We start from the raw sequence: 16,949 nt of genomic DNA, 5'->3' as shown, positions 1-16,949 counted from the left end.
ATCCGAATGTGTCACTGGCCTAACCCGTTTATCGAACAACGTGCCGATCCGTATATCCTGCACCACGAAGGGCAATACTATTTTATTGCCTCTGTGCCGGAGTACGACAGGCTGGCGCTTCGCCGCGCAGATTCTCTTGAGGGTTTACGTCACGCCGAAGAGACCGTTGTCTGGCGCAAACCTGAAAGCGGCCCGATGAGCCAGCTCATCTGGGCGCCGGAACTGCATCACATTGAGGGTCGCTGGTATATCTATTTCGCTGCCACGCACACGCAGGCGCTGGATGCGCTCGGTATGTTCCAGCACCGTATGTTTGCGATTGAATGTGCAGACAGCGATCCGCTTAGCGGTCAGTGGGTAGAAAAAGGACAAATTAAAACGCCTTACGATACCTTTGCCCTGGACGCGACCACGTTCGTTCATCAGGGAAAACGCTGGTATCTGTGGGCGCAAAAAGCGCCGGATATTTCAGGAAACTCGAATCTCTATCTCTGTGAAATGGAAAACCCGTGGACGCTCAAAGGCGATCCGGTGATGCTCAGCAAACCGGAGTATGACTGGGAATGTCGGGGATTTTGGGTGAACGAAGGCCCGGCGGTGTTAATGCATGAAGATAAACTCTTTATCAGCTATTCCGCCAGCGCCACGGATGAAAATTACTGCATGGGGCTGCTGTGGATAGATAAAAACGCCGACCTGCGCAACCCGGACAACTGGCATAAATCACCGCGCCCGGTCTTTACCACCAGCTATGAAAACCGCCAGTATGGTCCCGGACATAACAGTTTCACGCAAACGCCGAACGGAGAGGATGTGCTGGTTTATCACGCGCGGAATTATACCGAAATAGAAGGCGATCCGCTGTATGACCCAAACCGCCATACGCGCCTGAAAACCGTGCGCTGGGACGCTAACGGGATGCCTGATTTTGGCATCCCGCCCGCCGATACGCTTTAAGGGATATGGTGCGCTGGCTTACACCAGCGTGCCGTAAATTGTCAGAATCGCCACAATCACCACCACGACAAACGACGTTTTCTTCGCCATCGACACGGCGGCTTTAGGGGTTTCAACTTTGTCCGTATGCGGCTCGCGTGCCAGTGAGAACTGCGCCAGACGGGTCAGTACCTGATACTGCGAAGTATGGCGGTCGGCCAGTGAGGCAAACCATGCAGGAAGCGCTTTTTCTCCGTGTCCGATCAGGGCATAAACCACCCCCACCAGACGCACGGGCAGCCAGTCCAGAACATGCAGAATGGCATCTATTCCCGACAGCAAGCGCTCATGCGGGGTCAGGTAGCGCGCAAGCCAGGTCTGCCAGGCGCGCAGAAACGCATACCCCATCAGCAATACCGGTCCCCATGGCCCACCGACGACAAACCAGAACAGCGGCGCCAGGTAGTAACGGAAGTTAATCCACAGCAGGCCATTTTGCAGCTCGCGTAAAAATTCACGCTCGTTGCAATCCGGCGGTACGCCATGAATCAGGGTCAGCTCGCTGGCCATCGCGCCACGGGCATGGCTGTCATCCCGGGCCGCCGCCTTCAGATAGGCGTGATAGTGTAATCGCACTTTTCCTGCGCCAATACACAGCACCCCCAGCAGGATCCACACCACCAGCAGCGGTACGTTGAAAAAAAGTCCGTAAAGCGCACGCAGAAGCAGGAAGACCACGACCATCACACCCGCCGTCATCAGTAACGTCCGCCACATCGAAAAATGTTTTATGCGACGGAAGAAGAGTTCCGCACGGTGATCCAGTTGCCAGTGTTCGCCTAACTTAAACAAGCGTTCAGCGATCATAACCAGCAGGATGGTAAACAACGTCATGTTATCTCCTTATCTGACGAAGCGGTAAGCATGGCGCGAAACCGGGACCAGTCAAAAGCAGGGCCCGGGTCGGTTTTACGAACCGGCGCAATATCGCAGTGGCCGGTAATGTTGTCAGCGAGTGCAGGATAAAGCGCAATTAAAACCTGCGTCACGGTCACCAGGGCCTGATATTGCGCATCGGTATAGGGCGTGGTGTCCGTACCTTCAAGCTCAATGCCAATCGAGAAATCATTGCAGCGTTCACGTCCACGATAAGAAGAAACGCCCGCATGCCAGGCTCGCTTATCAAAAGGCACATACTGAACGATTTCGCCGTCGCGGCGAATAAGACAATGGGCGGATACGCGCAGATGCGCGATCTCTTTGAAGAAAGGATGGGCGTCAGGATCAATCGTCCCCGTGAATAAGGCATCAATCCACGGACCGCCAAATTCACCGGGCGGCAGGCTAATATTGTGTACCACAAGCAGTGAAGGAGTTTCATCTTCCGGGCGGCTATCATGGTGCGGCGAAGGCACATGCCGCGCATCCACCAGCCATCCGTCGTGTAACTGCATGCCGGTTCTCCTTATCTATGGTGCAGATTCTCGGTTCAGAGTAGCATGTTTCAATCTTATGATTCGTTACCAATTTGGAGTTTTATCATGCCGCCTCGCCGCTTTAACCCCGACCATCGACGTGACGCGCTTCTGGAACGTATTAACCTGGATATCCCGGCAAGCGTTGCCCACGCCCTTCGCGAAGATCTGGGTGGAGACGTGAATGCCGATAATGATATCACTGCCCAGCTGTTGCCCCACGAGACCCGTTCCCACGCGGTGATCATCACTCGTGAAGACGGTGTATTTTGTGGTAAGCGGTGGGTCGAGGAGGTCTTTACCCAGCTCGCAGGCGATGACGTGCAAATTGTTTGGCATATTGATGACGGTGATACCATCAAAGCCGATCAGCCGCTGTTTGAACTGGACGGCCCGGCCCGCGTTCTGCTGACGGGAGAACGCACGGCACTGAACTTTGTGCAAACGCTTTCCGGCGTGGCCAGTGAAGTGCGCCGCTACGTCACCCTGCTCGAGGGGACCCAGACTCAGCTACTCGATACGCGTAAAACGGTACCGGGGCTGCGTACCGCGTTGAAATACGCGGTGCTGTGCGGTGGCGGTACAAACCATCGTCTCGGCCTGTCAGACGCGTTCCTGATCAAAGAGAACCATATTATCGCCTCAGGCTCTGTCCGTCAGGCGGTTGAGAAAGCGTTCTGGCTGCATCCGGACGTGCCGGTAGAAGTCGAAGTGGAAAGCCTGGAAGAGCTGGACGATGCGCTCAAAGCCGGTGCCGACATTATCATGCTCGATAACTTCGAAACTGACCAGATGCGTGAAGCAGTGAAGCGGACCCGCGGACAGGCTCAGCTTGAAGTCTCTGGCAACGTCACCTTCGATACCCTGCGCGAATTTGCCGAAACGGGCGTGGATTATATTTCGGTCGGGGCGTTGACCAAGCATATCCGCGCACTCGACCTCTCTATGCGTTTCAGGTAACGCTGCCTGATAAAGGGGATTTGCAGCCGCACTCGCAAATCCCCTGCGCATTTCTGAAACTGCGTTTAAAACCTCTGAACCCCGCTTCACACTCTTTTTTTTGTCACTCGTTTCTCCTTTTGTTGGCTGCCACAGTGGCGCCACTTATTCAAAGGAGCAGACATGAACAGACAAAAAGGATTTACCCTGATTGAGCTGATGGTCGTGATTGGCATCATTGCCATACTGAGCGCCATCGGCGTGCCCGCTTACCAGAGCTATCTACAAAAAGCCGCGTTAACCGACATGCTGCAAACATTTATGCCTTACCGCACCGCGATCGAACTGTGCGCGCTGGATCATGGCGGGCTCGCCAGCTGCGACGGGGGAACTAACGGCATCCCCTCCCCCACGACCACACGCTACGTCTCAGCCATGAGCGTGGCGAAAGGCAGCGTCGCCCTTACCGGCCAGGAAAGCCTGAACGGGCTCAGTGTGGCAATGACTCCGCAATGGCTGGACGGCACCGGTATTACCGGCTGGACGCGAGAGTGCACGACAGAGAGTGACAGTGCCCTGAAACAGGCCTGCGAAGAGGTCTTCCGGTTTGACGGCGGCTCACGGAGTCCACAATGAACGCAGGACAACTTATCACGCTGTGCCAGCGACATGGCGCATTACTCCTGAGTAGCGACGACGTCCGGGTCTGTGTCGCCGTGGTGGAATCGCCGCCAGCAGAATTAATGGAAGCGTTACGCTTTTCAACGCAAAAACGTATCGATATTGAGTGCTGGACGCCCGAGCGAATGGAAAAGTTTCAGCAAACAGTAACGCAATCTCACCTGCCTGCTCTGGCCCCTGCCGCCACGTCTGCGGGCGATCTTCTTAATCAGACGCTTCTGCAGGCCATGAGCCAGCGCGCGTCGGATATTCACATCGAACCGGCAGAAACCGACTGGCAGATTCGTCTGCGTATTGACGGTGTGCTTTATCCGCAACCCCCGATCCCAACGGCGGTTGCCACGGCGCTCACTGCCCGGCTTAAGGTATTGGGTCATCTGGATATTGCAGAACGCCGCCTCCCCCAGGACGGGCAGTTCAGCGTCACGCTTGCAGACACTACGGTCTCGTTTCGGATAGCAACGCTGCCCTGCCGCGGAGGCGAAAAAATCGTTCTACGACTCCTGCATCAGGTTCAGCAGCCGCTGGCGTTGAATGCGTTAGGGATGAATGCCGTCCAGCTCGCGCATTTTGAGGATGCCCTTCGGCAGCCACAAGGCCTGATCCTGGTCACGGGCCCCACCGGAAGCGGGAAGACCGTCACGCTTTACAGTGCGCTACAGGCCCGGAATGCGAAAGAGGTCAATATCTGTAGCGTGGAAGATCCGGTGGAGATTCCCCTCAACGGCCTGAATCAAACGCAAATAAATCCGCGTGCAGGGCTGACATTTCAAAGCATCCTGCGAGCCTTACTCCGCCAGGATCCCGATATTATTATGGTTGGCGAGATCCGTGATGGCGAGACGGCTGAAATAGCCATTAATGCCGCGCAGACCGGGCATCTGGTGCTCTCAACGCTACACACCAACTCCACGTCTGAAACGTTAATTCGTCTTCAGCAGATGGGGGTGGCGCGATGGATGCTCTCATCCGCGCTCTCTCTGGTCATCGCACAGCGTCTGGTGCGCCGGTTATGCCCCCATTGCCGCAAAGAGACGCCTGAAAAATCCGTGCTTCCACTCACCCTTTGGCCACATCCTTTACCCCACTGGCAGCCGCAAGGTTGCGAGCGCTGCTATCGCGGATTTTATGGCCGTATCGCGCTCTTTGAAGTGCTCACCGTCAATCACGCTATCAGGCAGGCCATCGCCCTGGGCGCTGGCATCGACGAGATCGAGACAAAAGCAAAACAAGCGGGCATGGGCACGCTCTTTGAGCAGGGTTGTCAGGCTGTAGAAGAGGGGCTGACGACGCTCGAAGAGGTTGTGCGCGTGCTCGGAGTGCCCAATGGCGAATAATCACCTCTGGCGCTGGCGGGCGGTAACGGTGCAGGGGGAGCGTGAGGAAGGCACCCTCTGGGCTCCCGATCGGGCGACGGCGATGACGCGTCTGATGGATAAAGAGATTTATCCTCTCGCGCTGTCGCGAAGCCTGTTGACCCCCTCCTGGCAGCGCGAGCAGTGCTATGAAATTTTCCGGCAGCTTGCCACATTGCTTCAGGCCGGGCTGACCCTGGCACACGCTTTGCAGATGCTGGCAGAGCAGCACCCTTCCAGGCAGTGGCAGGCCTTGCTCAGAAGTGTGGCAGACGATCTGAGCGAAGGTATCGCCTTCTCTGAAGCATTAGCCAAATGGCCGGAGGTCTTTACCCCGCTTTATGTGTCGATGATGAAGACCGGCGAACTGACCGGTAAGCTGGACGAATGCTGCCGTAAGCTGGCAGAGCAGCAAAAAAATCAGCAGGTGCTCAGCGCAAAAGTGAAAAAAGCGCTGCGCTATCCCGTCATAATCCTGACGCTGGCAGCCGTGGTCGTGCTGGCAATGGTGTTTTTAGTCTTGCCGGAATTCGCCGCAATTTATAACACCTTTCACACCCCGCTTCCCTGGCTGACGCAACAGGTCATGCGTTTTGCGGCTGAGGTACAGGCTCACATTATCGCGCTGCTTGTCACGATATTGCTGACGGTTTTCATCCTGTCTCGCGTGCAACAACGCCCAGGCTGGCAGCGTATTTATCAGAGCACGCTGCTACATCTGCCGGTAGCAGGGCCTCTGCTGCGTGGGCAAAAACTCGGGCATATCTTCACCGTGCTGTCGCTCACTCAACAGGCCGGTATTGCGTTTCTCCAGGGTCTGGAAAGCGCGCAAGAGACCGTGGACAGTCTGCTCTGGCAAGAACATCTGCAAGCGATACACGACCGGGTTGCTCAGGGAACGCCCATCTGGTTATCGCTTAAAGCGTCCGGGGTGTTTACGTCACTCTGTATACAACTGGTGAAGACGGGAGAAGCGTCGGGGGCGCTGGATACGATGCTGGCTAATCTGGCGCAGCACCATAACGAACAAACCTTTCAGCACGCGGATAATCTGGCGTCGCTGCTGGAACCCTTGCTGCTCATTGTGACGGGCGTCATTATCGGTACGCTGGTTGTTGCCATGTACCTGCCTATTTTTCATTTAGGCGATGCGATGAGTGCAGGATAGGGCTGGCGCGCGGAACGGCGCCAGCATGATTCGATTACAGGCTATTGAAGACGCGGTTTTCTTGTTCCTGCACACGAATAAAGGTGGTGCGCTTAGTCAGCTCTTTTAGACGGGATGCACCCACGTAGGTACAGGCTGAACGCAGGCCGCCCAGAATATCGCGCGCCGTGTTCTCAACAGGACCACGCAGCGGCAATTTAACCGTTTTGCCCTCTGCGGCACGATACTGCGCTACGCCACCGACGTGACGGTTCATGGCTGATTCAGAGCTCATGCCGTAGAACAGCATGAATTTCTCGCCATTTTCTTCTACGACGGTTCCGCCACTCTCTTCGTGACCTGCCAGCATACCGCCGAGCATCACGAAGTCTGCGCCGCCACCGAAGGCTTTCGCGACATCGCCTGGGGTCGTGCAACCGCCATCACTGATAATCTGACCGCCCAGGCCGTGCGCAGCATCCGCACATTCGATGACCGCAGAAAGCTGCGGATAACCCACACCGGTTTTCACGCGAGTGGTGCACACGGAACCCGGGCCAATGCCCACCTTCACGATATCGGCGCCAGAGAGAATCAGTTCTTCACACATTTCGCCGGTGACCACGTTGCCCGCGATAATGGTTTTTGTCGGCCAGGCCTGACGCGCCTTGCTTACGAACTGGACGAAGTGTTCGGAATAACCATTAGCGACGTCAATGCACACGAAATTGAGCATTGGATTTGCATTAAGAATTTGTTTGGTTTTCTCGAAATCTGCGTCGGAGGTCCCGGTAGACACCACCACATGCTTGAGCACATTTTCAGAAGAGGAGGCCACAAACGCATTCCACTCTTCAACGCTGTAGTGCTTATGCACGGCGGTGAGAATATCAAACCCTGCCAGCGCGGTCGCCATGGTAAAGGTACCCACGGTATCCATATTCGCGGCGATAACAGGCACACCAGACCAGGTCTGACCGGAATGTTTGAAGGTGAATTGACGTTCGAGTTCAACGTCTGAGCGACTTTTCAGTGTAGAGCGTTTAGGGCGGATAAGAACGTCTTTGAAACCTAACTTCAGATCTTCTTCGATACGCATGTGCGGATTCCTGGGGTTAGAGGCAAATTTGTTAAAAGCACAACTCCAGTGACGCTATCATACGCACTAATACCTGCTCCGCAAGACTGCGAATTTCTCTTTTTTTACGCTACAATCCTATAAATTTACCTGGTAAAAAGCCGGTAATCAGCGTTAAACATTCACTGAAACAAGTTTAAATTTCAAGCAATTGATTTCAATAATGAATATTTCCCAGGATTTTGTTTAATGGGGTACATCGTTGCGTTAACAGGCGGCATCGGCAGTGGAAAAAGTACCGTTGCTGACGCTTTTTTACGTCTGGGCATCGCGGTAATTGACGCCGATGTCATTGCGCGCCAGGTGGTTGAACCTGGCATGCCTGCGTTAAATGCCATACGCGCCCATTTCGGTGAAGAGGTGATGAACCCAGACGGGACGCTTAACCGTCGCCGTCTGCGGGAGTGCATATTTTCTGATTCTTCAGAAAAAGTGTGGCTTAACGCCCTGCTCCACCCCATTATCCATCAGGAAACCCAGCGCCAGATCCGTTCAGCGACCTCTGCCTATATTCTTTGGGTTGTGCCGCTGCTCGTTGAGAATCAACTACACAAAAAGGCGAATCGGGTGCTGGTGGTGGACGTTTCGCCTGAAACGCAAATTCAGCGCACCATGGCGCGCGATAATGTCTCACGCCAACACGCTGAACACATTCTTGCCGCTCAGGCCACGCGCGAAGCGCGCCTCGCCGTAGCGGATGATGTTATTGATAATGACGGCGCTCCCGATGCCATTGCATCGGATGTTGCCCGCCTGCATGCGCAGTATCTGAAGTACGCCGCGCAGGCCGTTGCACAGGAAAAACCGTAATGAACACACATGTCCTCTTTGAGCATCCGCTCAATGAAAAAATGCGCACCTGGTTGCGCATTGAATTTCTTAACCAACAGCTTTCCTGTCACCTCCCTGTTAATTCTTACGCCACCGCCCTGCATTTTTTTCGCAACATTGGCGACCTGCTGGACGTGGTTGAGCGTGGGGATGTCCGCACCGAGCTGCTGAAAGAGCTTGAGCGACAGCAGCGTAAATTGCAGGGATGGGCAGAAGTGCCGGGTGTTGATCGCAGCCGCATTGACTCGCTGGGACAGCAGTTAAAGCAGAGCAGCGCGATTTTATTGAGCGCCCCACGCGTCGGGCAGTTCTTGCGTGAAGACAGGCTCATTGCCCTGGTCCGCCAGCGTTTGAGTATACCCGGCGGGTGTTGCGGCTTCGATCTGCCGACCCTGCACATCTGGCTACACATGCCGCAAGAACAGCGTGATGCACAGGTAAAAAGCTGGATGGACAGTCTGGAACCGGTTAATCAGGCTCTTTCCCTGATTCTCGACCTGGTCCGTCAGTCTGCACCTTTCCGCAAGCAAACCAGCCTCAACGGTTTTTACCAGGATAACGGCGACGATGCCGACCTGCTGCGGCTCAATCTGGCGCTTGCTGACCAGCTGTATCCACAAATTTCCGGACATAAGAGCCGTTTTGCCATTCGTTTTATGCCGCTGGATAGTGAAAACGGGACGGTGCCAGAACGTCTCGATTTCGATCTGGCGTGCTGCTAAGGAGTTCTGATGACTGATATCATCACTGTGAATTGTCCCACCTGCGGTAAATCCGTTGTGTGGGGGGAAATAAGCCCGTTTCGCCCGTTTTGCTGTAAGCGCTGCCAGCTCATTGATTTAGGCGAGTGGGCAGCGGAGGAGAAACGTATTCCGAGCGCGAATGATTTATCCGACAGCGATGACTGGAGTGAAGAACAAAAGTAGCTGCCGCCCTTAAGCCTGCTGACGTTGTTATCGGCAGGCTGCTTTTAAACGCGTAATCACAGGTTCGTTGGCAGGGGGAAACTTATCAGCCTCCAGCGTATCCAGCGCAACCCAATTCCCCGGCTGTCCTTCCTTGCCCCAGGGCTCACCGTCCCAGTTCTCCACCAGCCAGAACCAGAGCGTGATGTGTCGATCCGGGAACTGATATTCGAGCTTATCAAATAGCGTTGCGCCCTGCGGCGTAATCCCGACTTCCTCCTGCAACTCCCGGATCAGCGCCTGTTCAGGCGTTTCGCCCGACTCAATTTTCCCGCCCGGAAACTCCCACTTGTTGGCCATGTGGGCGTCGGCATCGCGTTGCGTAATAAAGATGTGGTTTTCGGCATTACGAATAATCCCGACGGCGATTTGCAGCGTTTTCATAGCGATCACTTCCATAAAAAAGGCGCAGATATCTGCGCCTTTTCGATTAATAAGATGCTGTTAGCTCAGGCGGCCATGGCATGACTTATATTTTTTACCGGAACCGCAAGGGCACGGATCGTTACGTCCGACTTTGCGTTCGCCCGTTTGTGCAGCAATAGCGGCAGCCGCTTCACTCTCATCGGTCTGATGGCTCAGCTGCTGCATCTGTGCCAGACGCTCCGCTTCTTCACGACGCTGCTGCTCCATTGCTTCAACTTCTTCCGGCATACGGACCTGAACTTTGCTCAGCGTGCTGATCACTTCATATTTCAGTGATTCCAGCATCGATGCAAACATGGCGAAGGACTCACGCTTGTATTCCTGCTTAGGATCCTTCTGCGCATAGCCACGCAGGTGGATACCCTGACGCAGATAGTCCATAGCCGCCAGGTGCTCTTTCCACAGGGAGTCGAGCGTTTGCAACATCACGCCTTTTTCGAAGTGGCGCATCATTTCGGTGCCAACCACTTCTTCTTTACGCTGATAGACTTCGACAGCATTTTCGAGGATACGCTCACGCAGCGTCTCTTCATGCAGCTCTGGTTCTTTATCCAGCCACTCTTTAATTGGCAACTCCAGATCGAAGTCATTTTTCAGGCGCTCCTGAAGACCTTCAATATCCCACATCTCTTCCAGAGACTGCGGTGGAATATGGGCATCAATGGTGACTTTAAAGACATCTTCACGGATGCTGTTGATGGTTTCACTGACGTCGGACACATCCAGCAGTTCATTACGCTGGGTGTAGATTGCACGACGCTGGTCGTTTGCCACGTCATCGTATTCCAGCAGCTGCTTACGGATATCAAAGTTGCGGCTTTCCACTTTACGCTGCGCATTGGCGATGGCTTTTGTCACCCATGGGTGTTCAATCGCTTCGCCTGGTTTCATACCCAGTTTACGCATCATGCCAGAGACACGATCCGAGGCGAAGATACGCATCAGCGCATCTTCCATAGAGAGATAGAAGCGCGAGGAGCCTGCATCACCCTGACGACCCGCACGGCCACGCAGCTGGTTATCAATACGGCGAGATTCGTGACGCTCGGTGCCGATGATATGCAGACCGCCTGACGCCAGTACGGCATCATGACGCACCTGCCAGTCAGCTTTGATCTGGGCAATCTGCTCAGGCGTTGGGTCTTCAAGCTCGGCCACTTCAGCCTGCCAGCTACCACCCAGCACGATATCGGTACCACGACCCGCCATGTTGGTCGCAATTGTTACCGCGGACGGATAACCCGCCTGGGCAACAATATCAGCTTCTTTAGCGTGGAATTTGGCGTTCAGAACGTTGTGTTCAATGCCCGCTTTGGTCAGCTCGTGAGAAACCACTTCGGATTTCTCGATGGAGATGGTCCCCACCAGAATCGGCTGCCCAGCCGCGCTGCGCTCGCGAATATCTTCAATGATCGCCTGAATTTTTTCCGCTTCGGTCATATAGACCAGATCCGGCATGTCTTTACGAATCATTGGGCGGTTCGTCGGCACAACAACGGTATCCAGCTTGTAAATTGAGCTGAATTCAAAGGCTTCCGTATCGGCAGTACCGGTCATCCCCGCGAGTTTTTCGTAGAGACGGAAATAGTTCTGGAAGGTAATGGAAGCCAGGGTCTGGTTCTCATTCTGAATATCCACACCTTCTTTGGCTTCGACAGCCTGGTGCAGACCGTCAGACCAGCGGCGACCCTGCATGGTACGACCGGTGTGTTCATCAACGATGATGACTTCGCCGTCTTTCACAATGTAATCAACGTCGCGGGTAAACAGGGCGTGAGCACGCAATGCAGCGGTGACGTGGTGCATCAGCATGATGTTCGTTGGCGAGTACAGCGACTCACCCTCTTCCATAATGCCTTCCTGAACCAGCAGCTCTTCGATTTGGATCAGGCCGCGTTCGGTCAGGTTAACCTGACGCGCTTTTTCGTCAACGGAGAAGTGGCCTTCGCCCTGGAAGGTGTCGGAGTCTTCTTTTTCCTGACGCAGCAGGTGAGGAATGATTTTATCGACTTTACGATACATCTCGGAGCTGTCTTCAGCCGGACCGGAGATGATCAGCGGGGTACGTGCTTCATCGATTAAGATTGAGTCAACTTCATCCACCAGCGCATAGTGCAGTTTGCGCTGTACGCGCTCTTCCGGGCTGAAAGCCATGTTATCGCGCAGGTAGTCAAAACCGTATTCGTTGTTGGTACCGTAGGTGATGTCGGCAGCGTACGCTTCGCGTTTTGCGGGAGCAGGCAGGCCGGACATGTTGATGCCCACGCTCATACCGAGGAATTCGAACAGAGGGCGGTTGTTTTCAGCATCACGCTGCGCCAGATAGTCGTTGACGGTGACCACGTGAACGCCTTTACCCGACAGAGCATTAAGGTAAGCAGGCAGCGTTGCGGTCAGCGTTTTACCTTCACCTGTACGCATTTCCGCGATGCAGCGTTCATTCAGCACCATCCCGCCGAGCAGCTGAACGTCGAAGTGACGCATACCAAAAACACGCTTACTGGCTTCGCGCACGACAGCAAAGGCTTCAGGGATCAGGCTCTCTACCGTTGCCCCTTTCGCCAGACGTTCACGGAACTCGCCGGTTTTGGCTTTCAGTTCATCATCGGAGAGTTTTTCCATCTCCGGTTCCATGGCGTTGATCACGGAAACGGCTTTGCGCATGCGGCGCAGGGTACGATCGTTACGACTACCGAAAACTTTGGTTAATAATTTGATTAGCATAGTAAATTCTCAAGCGCCCCAGTCTGGGTTTCATAAATTAAGGTATTGAAAAACAATTAATTTAGCTAAGGCGTTGAGGTCCGGCGCGGATACCCTGCACCTGGCTGACCCAGGCCAGCACGGAGAAGCTCTCAGGGTGAACGAAAGGCGTTTTCGCCATCTGACGAACGATGACTGGCGGCTTACTTTCCTGGGTCAGCAGTCCGGTTAAGGTATCCAGCAGCGCCAGATGATGAGCCTGAACCGGTAAAGACTCTTCCACGGCAGGCAGCGCCTGAGGTGCCATGGCAAAGGAAAGATGACGAATAACGGTACGGATAGCATGCTGATGCCAGTAATCGACGGTAAAGTTTGGACGGCGATTGGCGTCAAGCAGCGCGAGATTAGAGAAGTTAACCCGCGTTGAGAGATCGTGTTTGGTGGTAGCGGTTTTAGCAGGGGCAGCCGCTTCGGCGGTATTGCTGAGCGCAGGCAAGCCGAAGCTCGCCGCAACCATCCCTAATAAGAGATGCGGCCAGAGGTAACGTCTGCCAAGTTGTCGCCAGCGCGTTAAAATTCCGCTCACTTAATCCACCATCACAAGGTAAGCCTGAAGTGGCTTACATCAAAATATTCTTTTTAGCGTTGAGATATTACCACTAAAGCTAAAGCACAGCAGCAGGAATGACGTTATGCGAAAGGTAAAAACGGTCAAGAATGCAGCGAACGCGCAAGCGGGCTCCATCAGGGCAGGAAACGTCAGAATGAAATAACAGGCTGAAATGCAGAAACAAAAACGACTGGTCTCCCTGGCCGGAGAGAGTACCAGGTAAACCAGTCGAATTTACAGAACGGATCTAACCGTTACGCCAGGACCGTGCTCGGTGCTTTGAAAGCCAATGGCAGTTCTGCCTCGTCTTCGAAGGTCACATATTCCCAGGCTTCCTGTTTCGCCAGGACGGCCTGCAACAATTTGTTGTTCAGTGCATGACCGGATTTAAACGCGGTAAATGCACCAATGATATTGTGACCACACATGAACAGGTCGCCAATCGCATCCAGCATTTTGTGACGAACGAATTCATCTTCAAAACGCAGGCCGTCTTCGTTCAGAACGCGATAATCGTCAACAACGATGGCACAATCGAAGCTGCCGCCCAGGCACAGGCCGCGGGACTGCAGATATTCGATATCACGCATAAAACCGAACGTACGGGCACGACTGATCTGACGCATAAACGCATCAGCAGAGAAGTTCATTGCATAGCGCTGCGTGCTGGCATCGATCGCTGGATGGTTAAAGTCGATGGTAAAGTCCAACGAGAAACCATTAAACGGTCTGAATTCAGCCCACTTGTCGCCATCTTCAACGCGAACCGTCTCTTTGATGCGAACAAATTTCTTCGCACAGTTCAGTTCTTCGATGCCGGCATCCAGCAACAGATAAACGAACGGTGCAGCACTACCATCCATAATCGGAATTTCTGGCGCATCGACTTCAATCACAATGTTGTCGATACCCAGACCCGCCAGGGCAGCATTAAGGTGCTCTACGGTAGAAATCCGCACGTCATGCTCATTGACCAGGCAAGTACAGAGCATAGTATCACGCACAGATTTAGCATCAGCCGGAAAATCTACCGGTGGATTCAAGTCGGTGCGACGATAGATGACCCCGGTATTGGCCGACGCAGGGCGTAACGTCAGTGTGACTTTCTTGCCGGTATGTAAACCGACACCAGTCGCCTGAACGATACGTTTTAATGTCCTTTGTTTGATCATCGTATAATCTCGCCAAATTACTTATCCAACCGAGAGTGTATATCACTAACGGGTGGCCAGTTTAGCACAAAGAGCGCAAATCCCCTAATTCCAGCTAATTCTTAATCAGCTTGCTTACGCAGGAACGCTGGGATATCCAGATAATCCGGCTCTTTCGCGGTTTGTGGCGTGTTGTCGTTAACCACTTTTGCAGCGGGTTTTTGCTCCTGAGACAGCGGAGCCATGCCGTGCTGCTGGTAACGATCCATCACCGGTTGCTGAGTCTGTTTGTTGGTGACCAGGGTGATCTCTGGACGCTTGTCCATACCGATACCGGTGGCAACAACGGTAACACGCAGCTCGTCGTTCATTTCTGGGTCGAGCGACGTACCGATAACGACAGTGGCGTTATCAGACGCGAAGGCACGAATGGTATTACCCACCGTTTCAAATTCGTCCAGACGCAGGTCGAAGCCCGCCGTGATGTTAACCAGCACGCCACGAGCGCCAGACAGGTCGATATCTTCCAGCAGAGGAGAAGAGATAGCCATTTCAGCCGCTTCTTCTGCACGGTCTTCACCGCTCGCCACACCAGACCCCATCATCGCGTAGCCCATTTCGGACATTACGGTGCGCACGTCGGCGAAGTCGACGTTCATCAGGCCCGGACGGGTAATCAGTTCGGCGATACCCTGGACTGCGCCTTTCAGCACGTCATTTGCCGCACCGAAGGCGTCAAGCAGGGAAATACCGCGACCCAGCACTTTCAGCAACTTGTCGTTCGGAATGGTAATCAGCGAGTCCACATGCTTGGACAGCTCGGTGATACCCTGCTCCGCAAACGCCATACGCTTCTTGCCTTCAAAGTTGAAAGGCTTGGTCACGACAGCAACGGTCAGGATACCTAAATCTTTTGCGACTTCCGCTACAACAGGCGCAGCACCGGTACCGGTACCGCCACCCATACCTGCGGCGATAAACACCATGTCTGCACCATCAAGCGCAGCACGCAGTGCTTCACGGTCTTCTTCAGCGGCATTGCGGCCCACTTCCGGGTTAGCGCCTGCGCCCAGACCTTTGGTGATGCCACCGCCGATCTGAATGGTCTGGCCTACCGCTGTTTTACGCAGTGCCTGAGCATCGGTGTTGACGGCAAAGAATTCAACGCCTTCAATGCGTTCACGCACCATATGCTCTACAGCGTTACCGCCGCCGCCACCGACGCCGATGACTTTAATCACCGCGTCGTTGGTTAATTCCATTGGTTCAAACATAGTTTCTCTCCGTTGTGCCTGTCGCCTGAGACCGCTAATTTTCTCCGGTCTCTTTAAAAATTAAAACTCTTTTCGCAGCCAGGAATTGAGTCGTTTGACCCATGAACCGACCGACGCCCGTTTTTCCACTTCTGCTTCACCACTTAAGTGGGACTCTTTCCCATAATGAAGCAGGCCCACAGCCGTTGAATAGTACGGCTCCTGAGCGTAATCCGTTAAACCGGTAATATTCAGCGGCGCACCAATACGAACCTGCGTATGGAACACGCGCTGTGCACAGGCCGCAAGTCCTTCAATTTGCGCCGCGCCGCCGGTTAATACAATCCCCGCCGCAAGATGATGCTTCACACCCTGCTGACGAAGCTGTTCCTGTAACTGTAAAATCTCTTCGTTGACCAGGTTGAGCAGCTCGGTGTAGCGCGGCTCAATAACCTCTGCCAGCGTCTGGCGCTGCAGGCTGCGCGGCGGTCGTCCACCCACGCTTGGCACTTCAACGCTCTCATCTTTACCGACAATCGACCCCAGTGCGCAACCGTGGCGAACTTTTATCGCCTCTGCATCGCTCGGCGGCGTACCAAAGGCGTACGCAATATCGCTGGTCACCACGTTCCCGGCATACGGGATCACTTTCGTGTGGCGCAAGGCCCCGCCAGTGTAGACGGCGATATCCATTGTACCACCGCCGATATCGACTACACAGACGCCCAGTTCACGTTCGTCTTCAGTCAGTACGGAATAGCTTGCCGCCAGTCCCGCAAAAATAAGTTGGTCAACTTTCAGCCCACAACGTTCAACGGCTTTAACAATGTTCTTCGCCATATCGTTGTGACATGTGATCAAGTGCACTTTTGCCTGCATTCGCACGCCAGAAAGACCGACCGGGTTTTTAATTCCCTCTTGATAGTCGATCGCATATTCCTGCGGGATAACATGCAGAACACGATGCTCATCGCGCACGCGCACGGATTTCGCCGTGTGCACAACGTTTTCCACATCTTCCTGTGTCACTTCCTCTTCAGAAATCGGGACCATACCGATTTCGTTCTGGCAGCTAATGTGCTTGCCAGAGAGTGCCAGATAAACGGAAGAAATCTGGCAATCAGCCATCAATTCAGCCTGATCGATGGCGCGCTGTACGCATTTCACCACCGACTCAAGATCGTTCACCCCACCTTTATCCATACCACGAGACGGGCAGCTGCCTACGCCAATGATATTGACCATACCGTCGGGCAGAACTTCCCCTACTAAAGCGGCGACCTTAGCGGTGCCAATCTCCAGTCCAACTACCAGTTTTCTGTCCGTCGCCTTGATCATT

At 54.0% G+C, this 16,949-nt stretch carries 17 protein-coding genes; 8 read left to right on the top strand and 9 right to left on the bottom strand.

All coding sequences use genetic code 11. The annotated features are described in order from the left end of the window. The first annotated feature begins 6 nt into the window (after nt 1-6). The gene (locus LZP96_RS08265; RefSeq protein ID WP_064324849.1) at nt 7-957 is read left to right on the top strand and encodes a glycoside hydrolase family 43 protein; all 951 of its coding nucleotides are present in this window, start codon (nt 7-9) and stop codon (nt 955-957) included. 18 nt (nt 958-975) lie between these two features. Here LZP96_RS08265 and ampE read toward each other — a convergent pair whose 3' ends face one another. Together ampE and ampD are read right to left on the bottom strand one after the other, a co-directional pair. Beyond that, complete coding sequence (ampE, locus tag LZP96_RS08260; protein ID WP_064324848.1) at nt 976-1,830, bottom strand: beta-lactamase regulator AmpE; 855 nt, start codon at nt 1,828-1,830, stop codon at nt 976-978. Then, nucleotides 1,827-2,390: a 1,6-anhydro-N-acetylmuramyl-L-alanine amidase AmpD gene (gene ampD / locus LZP96_RS08255; protein WP_064324847.1), complete on the bottom strand. Its 564-nt coding sequence runs from the start codon at nt 2,388-2,390 to the stop codon at nt 1,827-1,829. Before ampD ends, ampE begins: the two co-directional genes overlap by 4 nt. An 87-nt stretch (nt 2,391-2,477) precedes the next feature. Between ampD and nadC the strand changes: the two genes are divergently transcribed. The 4 genes from nadC to hofC all read left to right on the top strand — a co-directional run bounded on the left by nadC (nt 2,478) and on the right by hofC (nt 6,554). Beyond that, nucleotides 2,478-3,371 (top strand): carboxylating nicotinate-nucleotide diphosphorylase, encoded by an 894-nt coding sequence (nadC, locus tag LZP96_RS08250; RefSeq protein WP_064324846.1) that lies wholly within the window; start codon nt 2,478-2,480, stop codon nt 3,369-3,371. A gap of 162 nt (nt 3,372-3,533) precedes the next feature. Continuing rightward, nucleotides 3,534-3,986 carry a prepilin peptidase-dependent pilin gene (gene ppdD / locus LZP96_RS08245; protein WP_064324845.1) on the top strand — a complete coding sequence of 151 codons (453 nt, stop codon included), beginning with the start codon at nt 3,534-3,536 and terminating at the stop codon, nt 3,984-3,986. Further along, nucleotides 3,983-5,368 carry a type II secretion system protein GspE gene (gene gspE, locus LZP96_RS08240; protein ID WP_064324844.1) on the top strand — a complete coding sequence of 462 codons (1,386 nt, stop codon included), beginning with the start codon at nt 3,983-3,985 and terminating at the stop codon, nt 5,366-5,368. Before ppdD ends, gspE begins: the two co-directional genes overlap by 4 nt. Beyond that, the gene (hofC, locus tag LZP96_RS08235; protein ID WP_064324843.1) at nt 5,358-6,554 is read left to right on the top strand and encodes a protein transport protein HofC; all 1,197 of its coding nucleotides are present in this window, start codon (nt 5,358-5,360) and stop codon (nt 6,552-6,554) included. The genes gspE and hofC overlap by 11 nt, the downstream gene beginning before the upstream one ends. A gap of 34 nt (nt 6,555-6,588) precedes the next feature. On the opposite strand, the gene LZP96_RS08230 is transcribed toward hofC, so the two are convergent. Then, nucleotides 6,589-7,632 (bottom strand): GMP reductase, encoded by a 1,044-nt coding sequence (locus LZP96_RS08230; protein WP_064324842.1) that lies wholly within the window; start codon nt 7,630-7,632, stop codon nt 6,589-6,591. Between the two features lie 228 nt (nt 7,633-7,860). On the opposite strand from LZP96_RS08230, the gene coaE reads away from it, so the two are divergent. From coaE to yacG, 3 genes are read left to right on the top strand one after another with little or no spacing between them, the layout of a single operon-like run. After that, complete coding sequence (gene coaE / locus LZP96_RS08225) at nt 7,861-8,481, top strand: dephospho-CoA kinase (protein WP_064324841.1); 621 nt, start codon at nt 7,861-7,863, stop codon at nt 8,479-8,481. Continuing rightward, nucleotides 8,481-9,224, top strand: a complete 744-nt coding sequence (gene zapD, locus LZP96_RS08220) for a cell division protein ZapD (RefSeq protein WP_064324840.1) — start codon at nt 8,481-8,483, stop codon at nt 9,222-9,224. Before coaE ends, zapD begins: the two co-directional genes overlap by 1 nt. 9 nt (nt 9,225-9,233) lie before the next feature. Further along, nucleotides 9,234-9,428, top strand: a complete 195-nt coding sequence (gene yacG, locus LZP96_RS08215; RefSeq protein WP_064324839.1) for a DNA gyrase inhibitor YacG — start codon at nt 9,234-9,236, stop codon at nt 9,426-9,428. 27 nt (nt 9,429-9,455) lie between these two features. Here the strand turns inward: yacG and mutT are convergent, their stop codons facing one another. The 6 genes from mutT to ftsA form a co-directional block, all read right to left on the bottom strand. Beyond that, nucleotides 9,456-9,851 (bottom strand): 8-oxo-dGTP diphosphatase MutT, encoded by a 396-nt coding sequence (mutT, locus tag LZP96_RS08210; protein WP_064328065.1) that lies wholly within the window; start codon nt 9,849-9,851, stop codon nt 9,456-9,458. Nucleotides 9,852-9,911: 60 nt separating this feature from the next. Beyond that, nucleotides 9,912-12,617 carry a preprotein translocase subunit SecA gene (gene secA / locus LZP96_RS08205; RefSeq protein WP_064324838.1) on the bottom strand — a complete coding sequence of 902 codons (2,706 nt, stop codon included), beginning with the start codon at nt 12,615-12,617 and terminating at the stop codon, nt 9,912-9,914. Nucleotides 12,618-12,678: 61 nt separating this feature from the next. Beyond that, nucleotides 12,679-13,182, bottom strand: coding sequence for a secA translation cis-regulator SecM (gene secM / locus LZP96_RS08200; RefSeq protein ID WP_064324837.1), 504 nt, complete (start codon nt 13,180-13,182; stop codon nt 12,679-12,681). Between the two features lie 278 nt (nt 13,183-13,460). Next, a complete protein-coding gene (lpxC, locus tag LZP96_RS08195) occupies nt 13,461-14,378 on the bottom strand; it encodes a UDP-3-O-acyl-N-acetylglucosamine deacetylase (RefSeq protein ID WP_064324836.1) in 918 nt (305 codons plus the stop codon). A gap of 101 nt (nt 14,379-14,479) precedes the next feature. Then, complete coding sequence (gene ftsZ / locus LZP96_RS08190) at nt 14,480-15,631, bottom strand: cell division protein FtsZ (RefSeq protein WP_064324835.1); 1,152 nt, start codon at nt 15,629-15,631, stop codon at nt 14,480-14,482. A 60-nt stretch (nt 15,632-15,691) separates the two neighbouring features. Then, nucleotides 15,692-16,948, bottom strand: coding sequence for a cell division protein FtsA (gene ftsA, locus LZP96_RS08185; RefSeq protein WP_064324834.1), 1,257 nt, complete (start codon nt 16,946-16,948; stop codon nt 15,692-15,694). Nucleotide 16,949 lies beyond the last annotated feature (1 nt).

This window comes from Huaxiibacter chinensis (assembly GCF_022171985.1).
Taxonomy (GTDB): Bacteria; Pseudomonadota; Gammaproteobacteria; order Enterobacterales; family Enterobacteriaceae; genus Enterobacter; species Enterobacter chinensis_A.
Note: the sequence above shows the minus strand (reverse complement) of the source record. Positions and strands in the feature narration are given on the sequence as shown.

Coding starts and splice junctions, on each gene's coding strand:
- ftsA (WP_064324834.1), bottom strand. CDS start 16,948: ATGATCAAGGCGACGGACAGAAAACTGGTAGTTGGACTGGAGATTGGC.
- LZP96_RS08265 (WP_064324849.1), top strand. CDS start 7: ATGTGTCACTGGCCTAACCCGTTTATCGAACAACGTGCCGATCCGTAT.
- mutT (WP_064328065.1), bottom strand. CDS start 9,851: ATGAAAACGCTGCAAATCGCCGTCGGGATTATTCGTAATGCCGAAAAC.
- LZP96_RS08230 (WP_064324842.1), bottom strand. CDS start 7,632: ATGCGTATCGAAGAAGATCTGAAGTTAGGTTTCAAAGACGTTCTTATC.
- ampD (WP_064324847.1), bottom strand. CDS start 2,390: ATGCAGTTACACGACGGATGGCTGGTGGATGCGCGGCATGTGCCTTCG.
- zapD (WP_064324840.1), top strand. CDS start 8,481: ATGAACACACATGTCCTCTTTGAGCATCCGCTCAATGAAAAAATGCGC.
- lpxC (WP_064324836.1), bottom strand. CDS start 14,378: ATGATCAAACAAAGGACATTAAAACGTATCGTTCAGGCGACTGGTGTC.
- yacG (WP_064324839.1), top strand. CDS start 9,234: ATGACTGATATCATCACTGTGAATTGTCCCACCTGCGGTAAATCCGTT.
- gspE (WP_064324844.1), top strand. CDS start 3,983: ATGAACGCAGGACAACTTATCACGCTGTGCCAGCGACATGGCGCATTA.
- ftsZ (WP_064324835.1), bottom strand. CDS start 15,631: ATGTTTGAACCAATGGAATTAACCAACGACGCGGTGATTAAAGTCATC.
- hofC (WP_064324843.1), top strand. CDS start 5,358: ATGGCGAATAATCACCTCTGGCGCTGGCGGGCGGTAACGGTGCAGGGG.
- ppdD (WP_064324845.1), top strand. CDS start 3,534: ATGAACAGACAAAAAGGATTTACCCTGATTGAGCTGATGGTCGTGATT.
- coaE (WP_064324841.1), top strand. CDS start 7,861: ATGGGGTACATCGTTGCGTTAACAGGCGGCATCGGCAGTGGAAAAAGT.
- nadC (WP_064324846.1), top strand. CDS start 2,478: ATGCCGCCTCGCCGCTTTAACCCCGACCATCGACGTGACGCGCTTCTG.
- secA (WP_064324838.1), bottom strand. CDS start 12,617: ATGCTAATCAAATTATTAACCAAAGTTTTCGGTAGTCGTAACGATCGT.
- ampE (WP_064324848.1), bottom strand. CDS start 1,830: ATGACGTTGTTTACCATCCTGCTGGTTATGATCGCTGAACGCTTGTTT.